13 protein-coding genes and 1 pseudogene are annotated in these 10816 nt (G+C 54.3%); 6 read left to right on the top strand and 8 right to left on the bottom strand.

Annotated features, from left to right (window positions below):
* A pseudogene (locus TA5113_RS07420) lies at positions 1-787 on the bottom strand (hypothetical protein); the annotation flags it as partial.
* A gap of 100 nt (positions 788-887) precedes the next feature.
* On the opposite strand from TA5113_RS07420, the gene TA5113_RS07415 reads away from it, so the two are divergent.
* The gene (locus tag TA5113_RS07415; protein ID WP_058315839.1) at positions 888-1436 is read left to right on the top strand and encodes an LOG family protein; all 549 of its coding nucleotides are present in this window, start codon (positions 888-890) and stop codon (positions 1434-1436) included.
* Here TA5113_RS07415 and TA5113_RS07410 read toward each other — a convergent pair.
* Entirely contained in the window at positions 1420-2616 is a 1197-nt protein-coding gene (locus TA5113_RS07410) for a helix-turn-helix transcriptional regulator (protein WP_058315687.1), read from the bottom strand. The genes TA5113_RS07415 and TA5113_RS07410 overlap by 17 nt on opposite strands.
* Before the next feature lie 128 nt (positions 2617-2744).
* Here TA5113_RS07410 and TA5113_RS16935 point away from each other — a divergent pair, with 128 nt between their 5' ends.
* Complete coding sequence (locus TA5113_RS16935; protein WP_165589391.1) at positions 2745-2921, top strand: hypothetical protein; 177 nt, start codon at positions 2745-2747, stop codon at positions 2919-2921.
* Positions 2922-2982: 61 nt separating this feature from the next.
* Here TA5113_RS16935 and TA5113_RS07400 read toward each other — a convergent pair whose 3' ends face one another.
* Entirely contained in the window at positions 2983-3582 is a 600-nt protein-coding gene (locus tag TA5113_RS07400; protein ID WP_058315685.1) for a superoxide dismutase, read from the bottom strand.
* A gap of 205 nt (positions 3583-3787) precedes the next feature.
* Here TA5113_RS07400 and ccmI point away from each other — a divergent pair, with 205 nt between their 5' ends.
* The 3 genes from ccmI to TA5113_RS07385 are packed head-to-tail and all read left to right on the top strand — an operon-like array spanning position 3788 to position 5774.
* Positions 3788-5017 (top strand): c-type cytochrome biogenesis protein CcmI, encoded by a 1230-nt coding sequence (gene ccmI, locus TA5113_RS07395; RefSeq protein WP_058315838.1) that lies wholly within the window; start codon positions 3788-3790, stop codon positions 5015-5017.
* Positions 5018-5019: 2 nt separating this feature from the next.
* Complete coding sequence (ruvX, locus tag TA5113_RS07390) at positions 5020-5502, top strand: Holliday junction resolvase RuvX (protein WP_058315684.1); 483 nt, start codon at positions 5020-5022, stop codon at positions 5500-5502.
* An 11-nt stretch (positions 5503-5513) separates the two neighbouring features.
* Entirely contained in the window at positions 5514-5774 is a 261-nt protein-coding gene (locus tag TA5113_RS07385) for a DUF1289 domain-containing protein (protein ID WP_058315683.1), read from the top strand.
* Positions 5775-5805: 31 nt separating this feature from the next.
* Here TA5113_RS07385 and TA5113_RS07380 read toward each other — a convergent pair whose 3' ends face one another.
* The 4 genes from TA5113_RS07380 to TA5113_RS07365 all read right to left on the bottom strand — a co-directional run bounded on the left by TA5113_RS07380 (position 5806) and on the right by TA5113_RS07365 (position 9622).
* The gene (locus tag TA5113_RS07380) at positions 5806-6936 is read right to left on the bottom strand and encodes a calcium-binding protein (RefSeq protein WP_058315682.1); all 1131 of its coding nucleotides are present in this window, start codon (positions 6934-6936) and stop codon (positions 5806-5808) included.
* A 159-nt stretch (positions 6937-7095) separates the two neighbouring features.
* Positions 7096-7920 (bottom strand): sulfite exporter TauE/SafE family protein, encoded by an 825-nt coding sequence (locus TA5113_RS07375; RefSeq protein ID WP_058315681.1) that lies wholly within the window; start codon positions 7918-7920, stop codon positions 7096-7098.
* 5 nt (positions 7921-7925) lie between these two features.
* Positions 7926-8888 carry a tRNA dihydrouridine(20/20a) synthase DusA gene (gene dusA / locus TA5113_RS07370; RefSeq protein ID WP_245627184.1) on the bottom strand — a complete coding sequence of 321 codons (963 nt, stop codon included), beginning with the start codon at positions 8886-8888 and terminating at the stop codon, positions 7926-7928.
* Positions 8889-9271: 383 nt separating this feature from the next.
* On the bottom strand, positions 9272-9622 hold the full coding sequence (locus TA5113_RS07365; protein ID WP_131726431.1) for a hypothetical protein: 351 nt from the start codon (positions 9620-9622) through the stop codon (positions 9272-9274).
* A 74-nt stretch (positions 9623-9696) separates the two neighbouring features.
* Here TA5113_RS07365 and TA5113_RS07360 point away from each other — a divergent pair, with 74 nt between their 5' ends.
* Positions 9697-10344: a Hint domain-containing protein gene (locus TA5113_RS07360; RefSeq protein ID WP_058315679.1), complete on the top strand. Its 648-nt coding sequence runs from the start codon at positions 9697-9699 to the stop codon at positions 10342-10344.
* A gap of 64 nt (positions 10345-10408) precedes the next feature.
* Here TA5113_RS07360 and TA5113_RS07355 read toward each other — a convergent pair whose 3' ends face one another.
* Positions 10409-10759, bottom strand: coding sequence for a RidA family protein (locus TA5113_RS07355; protein ID WP_058315836.1), 351 nt, complete (start codon positions 10757-10759; stop codon positions 10409-10411).
* Positions 10760-10816: the final 57 nt, after the last annotated feature.

The raw sequence follows: 10816 nt of genomic DNA, 5'->3' as shown, positions 1-10816 counted from the left end.
TTACAACCGCCTGTACTGTCTCTTTTACCTCTTCAACGGCTTTTTCAGCCGCTTCTACAACTTCTTTGGCTGCTTCTGCTGTTTTGCTTTCAACAGCTTCAGTAACCTCTTCGGTCACTTCAGCGACTTTTTCGGTCATGGTCTCTTGGGGAGTTTCCTCTGGTTTGACCGCTTCGGCCACGACAGGGGCAGCAACTGGGGCAGCAACTGGGGCAACAATCACAGTTTCTTCAGACACAACATCGGAGCCATTAATCTCTTGCACCAAACTCAGCACACGCGCGTCTTCGCTTGGCGCAATGGTCAAGAACCCAGCAAAGCGACCGTCAGAACCGGCCTCGGATTGCGCGACTTCGTCACCGTCTAAAAGGATGCGGACCGCACCGCCATTGCCATCGGCCGATCCCGCGATCACGGCGCTCCCATCAGGTTCAACACGGACAACGTCAAACGCCGGGGCGTTGGGTTCTGGCAAGGCTTCGACAACTGGTTCAGTTTCTACCGTCTCTTCCGCTTCAGCGCTTGGAGCGCGCTCCACTTCAACAACAGCCTCGGTCGGCGCTTCTGTTTCCGCCGCAGGCTCTGCTTCTGCAACGGTCGCGTCCTCTGTGTCCGCCGATTCAGGCTTTGCCACCGCTTCTGTCACGGTCTCCTGTACAGTTTCCCGCGCTAGAGGCTGCGAGCGATCGAACGCACCGGTAAAATAGAAACCAGCACCAATCACGACCACTGCGGCGGCCCCTACTGCTGCGAAATTACCTGCAAAAAATGATGAGATTTTGCTCATGGCTGCCCCTTCCCCAGTATTTGGCAGTCGTCTTAGTTGAGGGACCCTAGCAACTTGGGTAACCATGGTCAAAAGCCCTTTGATTCCTCAGGAGATTTTCATGGCAACTGCCTCCATTTGTGTCTTTTGTGGCTCGCGCGCGGGCGTTGATCCGGCTTATGAACAAGCAGCAACCGCGCTTGGCCAAGCCATCGCTGATGAAAATTGGCGTTTGGTCTATGGCGCGGGCGATGTGGGGCTGATGGGCGCGGTGGCACGCGCGACGCAGGCGGCACATGGCGATACGTTCGGTGTGATTCCCCAGCATCTTGTGGATTGGGAGGTCGGGAAAACCGATCTGACCCGCTACATCGTCACCGAGAACATGCACGAACGCAAAAAGGTCATGTTCATGAACTGCGATGCGGTGGTGGTCTTGCCCGGCGGCGCGGGCTCATTGGACGAATTCTTTGAAGTGCTCACATGGCGACAGATTGGCCTGCACGACAAGCCGATCGTTTTGCTGAATGTGAATGGCTATTGGGATCCGCTGATCGGATTGATTGATCACGTGGTTGATCAGGGGTTTGCCGATGCATCGATTAAAGACTTCATGTTTGTGACGTCGACGGTCGAAGAAGCTGTAGAAACCTTTAAAGCGCGTCTGTAACGGCGCGCGGACCGGGGTTGTTTTCAAACATCGTCCCAACCGTGCGGAAGACCGAAAGCGAGTCTAAGAGCTCAGCATTGGAAGACACGCCAACTTTCTCATAGATCATCTGAATCTGATTTCGCACGGTTTTGGGGGATCGATGGGAGGTCTCAGCAATCGTGGCGACGCTTTGCCCCATTAATAAACTCTTACAGACCTGCGCCTCGCGGATACTGAGATCGAACACGTCTTCAAGCAAACCGGTGTTCACCGCATCCCGTTCCGACTGACCCACAAAAATCGCAAACATGCGTTCTTCATCTAACAGGTGTCTATCGATGGCACTGGCATCCCTCATGGACGGGCGAAAGGGTGAGATCGCCAGCATAAGCGGACTGTCACCTGCTTCAATGCGCATGCCACTTTGGATCTGATCACGGTTGGTTTGGCTCAGCTTGTGATAAAGGTCCAAAGTATCATGGCTATTGGTGAGCTTTAGCGCCCCATCAGCACCGAGGCGCAAAGGATCCCCGCGTTCCAAAACGCGGCGCCCTGCTCCGTTGGCAAACAGGTAGCGCCCGCTGGCGTTGGTCACAAGCATTGGCAAAATGATCCCGTCAAGGAAACCACTGAACACTTCGGTCGCACGTTTGGCCAATGTCAAAGCCCGCGCGAGCTGGCTTGCCCGTACCGCATGGGGCGAAAGGTATTTTAAAAGCTCAAAAAGCGGGTCATGCAGCTCGGCTTCTAACTTTGTGTCTTCTGGGATTGGAAACCCTAAAAGCGCTCCGCGCTCGCCGTTGTGGTCGACTTTCAAATGCAATGAGTTTCGGTAGCCCGACGGTTTCAAAAAATCTTGGTAGCAACTTGAATTCAATAGCTCGTGCTCTGAATAAATCATCATCGTGCGCGCCACAAAACCGTTGGGCACGCGCTTGACGGACTCCGACATCGTCTCGCCGAAGTTATTTTTCATATTGAAATCAAAGGATCGCGGGAAAAGCATATCAGCATCGGCACTGACATATTCGGGCAGCATAGTGTCGCCATCATACCCCCAAGCAATCCCACCAATTCCTGGAAACAACTCTGTGATTTTCTTGAGAAGCGACTGCCACTGTACCTCCTCAAAGGCCGAGTCATAGACCAGGCCAATGAGTTCGGACAGTTCTTCCGGAGTGAATGACAGTTTGCTCATGCGCGCATTCTACACCAATTCGACGCAAACCCATGGGTAAAATTGCCCAAAACGCTTTGGGCAAAGCTGCTCATGATTGGTCGAACACACTGTCAGAGAATGGGACATGTCATAACGAGGAAGATGAAATGTCTGCTGAAACACTTGTCCCAACCAAAGCGAAGCGCGCGGTCCCTCTAACGCGCCTAACCGTTCAGAGCGTCGCATTCCTAAAGCTGCAAGCCCAACGTGTTCTTAGCCTAAAACGCTTTGCGTCCCGTCGCATTGCATTACCCGAAATTTTTCCGGGCAAATGGTATATGTGATCAAACAAAAACGCCCTCTCAAACGAGAGGGCGTTTTGTCATTCCTGCGTCAGTCCGCGAATTACAGACGGGACGCGACGTTTTCCCAGTTCACCAGGTTGTCCAGGAAGTTGGACAGGTAAACCGGACGTTTGTTGCGGAAGTCGATGTAGTAGGAGTGTTCCCAAACATCACAACCCAGCAGAGCTGTTTGACCGAAGCACAGTGGGTTCACACCGTTTTCTGTCTTGGTCACTTTCAGACCGCCGTCAGTGTCTTTCACCAACCAGCACCAGCCGGAACCGAATTGGCCTGCGCCTGCTGCGGAGAATTGGGATTTGAATTCGTCAACAGAACCGAAAGATTCAACAATCGCTTTTTCCAGCTCGCCTGGCATTGCGGTCTTGTTCGGGCCCATCATTTCCCAGAACTGGTTATGGTTCCACAGCTGAGAGATGTTGTTGAAGATACCGTTCTGAGCCACGGCAGTTTTGTCGTAGGTGCCCACGATGATCTCTTCAAGAGTCTTGCCGTCCCACTCTGTGCCAGCAATCGCTGCGTTGCCGTTGGTCACGTAAGCGTTGTGGTGCAGGTCGTGGTGGAATTCCAGTGTCTCTGCGGACATGCCGTGTGCGGCCAATGCGTCGTGAGCGTAAGGAAGATCAGGAAGTTCAAAAGCCATGGGGGCCTCCATTCAGTTCGTGCGGTCAATCTGTGTGACAGATGTGAGTTTTTGGCCCGAAAGGTCAAGGGTAAAGAACGATTTCACTCAGGATTTGGAAAACTTTCTTCCACCTAGAAAAGTTGCGCCAATTGTCACATTTGGCATTCTGGCTTTCACCCTCGCTCCACAAAGGTTAGATGAAATCCACGAAGGGAATGCAACCATGCCATTTTGGATGACAGCGATCGGGCTGACCCTGATCACCGGAATATTCATTGCGCGCGCGATGTTGCTGGGTCGCACGGGAACAAATGAGACCGATGTCTCCCCTGCGGCTTATGACCTGCAGGTGTATCGAGACCAATTGACCGAGGTCGAACGCGATCTGGCCCGTGGTGTGCTGTCAGAAGAAGACGCAGAACGGGTTCGCACCGAAGTATCGCGCCGCATCTTGGCCGCCGACGCGCAAATCCAAAAAGAAGCGACCGGTTCGGGTGGCTCAAAGCGCAGCGCAATGCTCGCGGCTGGCATCTCGATCTTAGTGATCGCGCTTGGATCAGCCGCTCTCTACCAAAGCCTCGGCAATCCCGGTTACCCTGACCTCGCTTTGATCGACCGCAAAACAGATGCTCAGGACAATTTGGAAAATCGCTTGTCCCAGCAAGAGTTCGAAGCCCAACTTCCCAAGCTTACCCCGCCGGAAATTGACCCTGACTTCGCCGCTTTGATGGAACAATTGCGCGCGACCGTGGCTGAGCGTCCCAATGATCTTCGGGGCTTCGAGCTTTTGACCCGCAATGAAGCAATTATGACCAACTACAAGGCGGCCTATGCGGCGCAACGCAGAGTCATTGAGCTGAAGGGAGATGCGGCAAGCAGCTTTGACTATGTGCAGCTTGCTGATTTGATGATCCGGGCGGCACAGCTTTATGTTTCCCCCGAAGCGGAGGAAGCCCTTCGCAAAGCCCTTGAGCTGGACCCTGAAAGCGGGTTCGCGCGCTACTATCTTGGCCTTATGTTATCTCAGAGCGGCCGGCCCGACATGACCTTCCGGATTTGGCGCGACCTATTGGAGAAAGGCCCAGAAGGCGCTCCTTGGGTCGCTCCGATCCGTGCACGCATCGACGATCTTGCGTGGTTTGCGGGCGTCACTTATGCGGCGCCTGCACCTTCCTTAAATGGCCCCAGCGCGGAAGAAATTGAAGCCGCAGAAGATCTATCCGCTGAAGACCGGCGCGCCATGATTGAAAGCATGGTATCAGGGCTAGCAGAACGGCTGGGCACCCAAGGCGGAACGCCTGACGAATGGGCGCGGCTGATCGGTGCTTATGGTGTGCTCGGCCAAACCGACCGTGCGCAAGTCATCTGGAATGAAGCAAAGACAGTTTTTGCTGAAAAACCTGACGCCTTGGCAACAATTGAACAAGCCGCCCGCGGCGCTGGACTCGACTAAAGATGCAAAAGATTTTTGAAGATATCGAGGCACATGTTTCTGAAGTGCCCACAATGCGTGCGGTGGCAGGGCTCGACCTTGGCACAAAAACCATTGGCGTCGCAGTGTCGGATAGCTTTCAATCCATTGCGACTCCGCTCAGCACGATTAGGCGTAAGAAGTTCACGCAAGATGCCGCGCAACTGCTTGAGATCATCAAAGAGCGTGACATTGCTGCGCTTTTTCTTGGCCTTCCGTTGAACATGGATGGATCCGAGGGCCCAAGGGTTCAATCTACCCGCGCCTTTGCGCGCAATTTGGCACAATTGACCCCTCTCCCGATCTTCTTGTGGGACGAACGCCTTTCGACCGTCGCCGCAGAACGGGCGCTGCTTGAGGCGGATACCAGCAGAAAACGTCGGTCTGAAGTTATTGATCATGTGGCGGCGGGCTATATCTTACAAGGTGCATTGGATCGCCTCGCCCATATTCGGCGCGGCGCATAAAGGACCCTGGATTGGCGAAAAAGGATAAATCAGAGGTTTGGTCGCGGGCGGAGATTTCTTCGCCTTGTGTCAGCTTGTGTGGCATTCATCCAACCGCAGAGATCTGCACCGGGTGCTACCGGACCATGGATGAGATCCTGGAGTGGGGCCGCTACACCGAAGACCATCGGCTGAAACTGATGAGTGAGCTCCCAAGCCGCGCAAGCCGCCTGAAGCAACGTCGCGGTGGTCGCAACAGAGCCCTAAAACGGCAAACGACGCGCGGCGAATAACGCCACGCGTCGCTCTCTTTTCTAGGTTAGCTTAGGCCGCGATCGGTGAAACCGTATTCGCCGTCACGTCCGCCTCGACAACCGTGATGTCATCAAGCGTCAAAGTCCCAAAGGCTCCAACGACTTCAGCCACTTTTTGGCCGTCCACGAAGACATCCGCCTGACCCGCTTCGTCACCTTCTTCGATAGTGACAAGACCCGGAGCGCCTTCTTCAACCACAATCGCAAGGATGTCTTCACCGTCGTCCCAATCATTCACAATCGGTGTATTGTCTTCGTCCACATAGACACCGGTCAGGAACACATCTTCGCCGATACCGCCGTTCACGGTGTCGTTGGTGTCCATAAAGATTTGGTCATGCCCCGCCTCGCCACGAAGGACATCTCCTTCATCGTCAGTGAAGAACGTCAGGATTTCATCGTCGTCACCAGACACGCCGACGCCGCCGCCAATCAAAATATCGTCACCACCGCCGCCACGCAGCGTATCTTCGCCCTCTTCGCCAACCAACAGGTCGTCGTTGTCACCACCGAACAACTCGTCGTCGTCCGCAGCCCCATACAGGATGTCGCTACCGACTCCGCCGTCTAAGTAATCCGCACCCGCGCCGCCAGATAAGAAGTCATCACCGCGGCCACCGAGAATGGTGTCATCACCATCTTCGCCGAGAAGCACATCACCGCTGTTTGCGCCGTCGATGAAATCAGCACCGTCACCACCAGAGATCTGATCGCCGTCATTGCCACCGCGGATGCTGTCGTCGCCCTCACCGCCGTCGATGATATCGTTGCCCGCGGCAGCACCGATGGTGTCATCGCCTTCACCGCCGTTGATCGTATCATCTCCAAGACCACCAAGAATGTCATCGTCGCCAGCTCCGCCGTCGATCACATCGTCGCCGTCAAGACCGTTGATCGTGTCATCGCCCTCAGCGCCGGCCAAGGAGTCCGCTCCGTCTGTGCCTTCAATCAACATCCCGAGCATGCCGCCGTCACCGCCGCCGCCATCACCTGGGCCGCCATCGCCGCCCCCGGTGCCATCGTCACCGCCGCCGTCTGACCCGCCGTCGCCGCCACCGTCTACGGTGGCCTCATCATCATCATTTTGAAAAACAGCAATCAGACCTGCAGTCAGCAGGCCAAACACAATCAGGAGTTCCATAAATATGCCCTCGAAAATCTCTACCAAAAGAGAATTGGACAATTTTGAGGCGAAATAAAGCTATTTGCCGTCACTGTGTACCAAGCTGGCACAATCGGCCAAGTCAGAACTCTTTGTTCATAGAACTAAAGTTAATGAACAGAAAGTTTTGAGTAAGCCTCAGTAACCAATCGCTTTTCGAAGCATGTTCAGCGCGACCAGAATCAGGAAACCACCAAAGATTCGCTTCAAAGGTTTCGCGTCTAGCGCGTGTGCCAGCCGCACGCCGATCGGCGCAGTCATCAGTGTCATCGCAATGATCAGGGCAAAGGCAATCAGGTTCACAGCGCCAATGGTTGCAACCGGCCTAACGGCGGCATCCACCTGCACCAACAGAAAACCGATCACGCCCGGCACAGCGATAATCAGACCAAATCCTGCAGCTGTTGCTACAGCGCGGTGGATCGGCGTGCCATACAGGCTCATCAGAGGAACGCCGAAGCTACCACCACCGATCCCCATGAGGACAGAAAGAAAGCCCACCAAAGGACTTAGGACAGCACGCGTACCGCCTTTGGGCATGTCTTCCCCCAAACGCCATTCTGAACGGCCTAGAGCCATGTAGACGCCGACAATAATCGCGAGCACGCCAAAGACCGCCACCAGTGTCTCGGACCGAAGTTGCGCGGCGATCGTCACACCAATCGCGGCACCAACAGCAATCCCCGGCCCCCAAGAGCGCAGGATATCCCAATCAACGGCACCCTTTTTGTTGTGGCTCAGCACAGAACGAACCGACGTGACCACAATGGTGGCCAAAGACGTGCCCAGACACATCTGCATCAGTTGCGGCCCGTCATAGCCAAGCGTTTGGAACGCATAATAAAAAGCAGGAACCAGAACGATCCCCCCGCCAACGCCCAAAAGTCCCGCCAGAACGCCTGCAAACGCGCCGATAACGATGAGCAAAGCGCCCATCTGAAGAAGAAGAGAGATATCTGGCATGTGCTTTATTCCGCCGCTTGGTCTGGATGTGATTGAGAAATATGGGAGAGCGCTTCTAGTAGCAGCTCTGGTCCTGCCCCGGGTCGGCTGGCCCCTTGCGAGAGCACGCGACGCCACGCCCGTGCCCCAGGCTTACCGGTGAACAAACCCAGCATATGACGGGTCACTTGATGCAGTTTTCCGCCGCTTTGGAGATGCGCCTCGATGTAAGGCAACATATCGTGCACCGCCGCCTCGGCGCTGCTTTGATCATCTTTGCCATACACTCGGGAATCCGCATGAAGCAGAACCTGAGCCGGATCGTGGTAGGCTGCTCGGCCGATCATCACCCCATCTAAGCCTTGCTCTAGATGCGGCATCGCTTCTTCCAGCGAATTGATTCCACCGTTGATGGAAATATGCAGGTGTGCAAAATCCGCCTTCATTTTGTGAACCAGTGGATAATCCAGCGGAGGAATGTCGCGATTTTCTTTTGGTGACAGGCCCTTCAGCCAAGCTTTGCGCGCATGGATTGTGAACCGCGTGATCCCGGTGGCAGACACAGTTTCCAAGAAATGCGGCAGCACGGCGTGCGCGTCTTGATCATCGACCCCAAGCCGACATTTCACCGTTACTTCGACATCGCTCGCGTCCTGCATGGCTTTAACGCAATCGGCCACAAGCTCTGGCGTCTTCATCAAGACGGCACCAAACGTGCCCGACTGAACACGATCCGACGGACAACCCACGTTCAGATTGATCTCGTCATATCCCGCATCCGCGCCAAACTTTGTGGCTTGCGCAAGCTCGCTTGGATCAGATCCCCCAAGTTGCAAAGCGACCGGGTGTTCTTCAGGCGCAAAGTCGAGCAAATGTAGCGCCCCACCACGCACCAAAGCCGGTGCGGTCACCATTTCCGTATAAAGCAGCGTTTCTTTGGAGAGGAGCCGATGGAAATAGCGGCAATGCCGGTCTGTCCAATCCATCATGGGAGCCACAGACAGGCGCGCCGCGGTGCGGATGGGGCTGTCGATGAATAGGCTCACGTGCTGATACTCCAAGAAAGCGTCGTTAGAAGAGGATATTGCGCTCAATTAGGGCATTGTGAACAAAGAGGCAAACGATCGCAAAAATGTATTGGCGGCTTGAGGTTGGTAACGAACCCCCGGCAACGCCTGGGAATTGTTTCGCATTACAGAGATCCTGCTGAATTTGATTCGAAAACCGTGTTGTTTTCTCTCTCCAACCAGTCTCCCCAAGGGTCAACTGTTTCCAATTCCACAACAGTCGCGCTTTACCTACAAAATTGGTTCCGCATCCCTGTGGTTTGTCGCGGCCATATGTGTTGCAAATTAACCTTTTGTTCACCTTTCTACCCAAAAACACTGTTCCACGATTTGAGACAATCTCCGCGACTAACCCCTTCCGCAAACCATGTGCATTCATGAATTATTCGGAATATTGCTGCTAGATACTGGGTATCGTTTCCAATCGCGCAACTCTGCCATAATTGCGTGAAGCCGATTTCAGTTTTTTCCCCTGCCAAAAAGCCGCCAATTAACGACATTTGCGGAACGACGCTTTTGGGAAAGCTCGGAAAAGTGTAGATTTTATTAAAGGCTTCACGGCTTTCGTAGGCTTCACGGTTTTCGTGCTGTGTCGCAGGTTGGAAGACGCCGCCCAAGGGCGGTTTCATCGGTCCGGTGGTTTTGGGATAGATCACCCATTGGCTTCATTGCCGTGTTTTTGGACCGTGCAGAAGTACAGGTTGCCGCGTGTATTGCGGCGGATGCGTAAGTGAAACGGGGGCTTCATCTGCGCAAGAAAGGTTGGGATATGGCTCACGATTACGAAACCATCTGCTTCGCGCAGGATTCACAGATTGCAACAGTATCCGGCGAACGCACGGTTCAGACCCTGCTTGAAGGCGACCGTGTGATCACCCGTGACAACGGTCTGCAAGAAATTGCTTGGATTGGTCACAAGACACTGGATTCAGCGGCACTGACCGCAGCCCCTCATTTGCAGCCGATTTTGATCAAGGCAGGGAGCCTTGGCCACAATCAGCCAGAGCGTGACCTGATGGTGTCACCGAACCACCGTATGCTGATTGCCAATGACGCCAACGCGTTGTTGTTTGATGAGCGCGAAACACTGGTGGCAGCAAAGCATCTGGTGGGCAAGACAGGCGTTGAACGCGCGGCGGTCTCATCCGTCAGCTACTACCACATTCTGTTTGAAAACCACGAAGTGGTGCTTGGCAACGGGGCTTGGTCTGAAAGCTTCCAGCCGGGCGACTATTCGGTGACGACGCTGACAGAAGAGCAACGCAAAGAGATATTCACTCTGTTCCCAGAACTGGAAATCGAAGGCGCGTTGAAAGAATTTGCAGCGGCTCGCCGTTCGTTGGACAAGAAAGAAGCCTCTCTGGTGCGCTTTAACTAAGCCCCAGAAGACGCTTAACAGAAAAGAAAAACGCGCCCTCTCAGGCGCGTTTTTTTGTTTGAAGTTATGCGAGCGCGGTGACTTCGATCTCGATGCGGAATTTCGCGTCGATCAAACCACATTCGATCATTGTAGCAGCCGGAGGGTTGTCACTGAATGTCTCCGCAAGGATCGGCCAGCACGGCTCAAACTCTGCGGCATCTGGCAGGTAGTAGTTCACGCGAACAACCTTAGAAAAATCGCTGCCCGCTTCTTTCAAGGCACCTTCAATTGTGGCGAGCGCGGATTTACACTGCTCGGTCACTGTGTCGCCCAGCCCCACAGTGCCTGCCACGTGCACAAAACCACCGGCGACAACCGCGCGGCAATAGCCGATCTTTGGCTCAAACTCACCGCCAGAGAAAATACGTTTCATTTCATCATCCTTCATGCAAAACGGCGCGGATCAATCCGCGCCGCTTAAATCAAAAAA

Source organism: Cognatishimia activa (genome assembly GCF_001458335.1).
GTDB classification, from domain to species: Bacteria; Pseudomonadota; Alphaproteobacteria; order Rhodobacterales; family Rhodobacteraceae; genus Cognatishimia; species Cognatishimia activa.
Note: the sequence above shows the minus strand (reverse complement) of the source record. Positions and strands in the feature narration are given on the sequence as shown.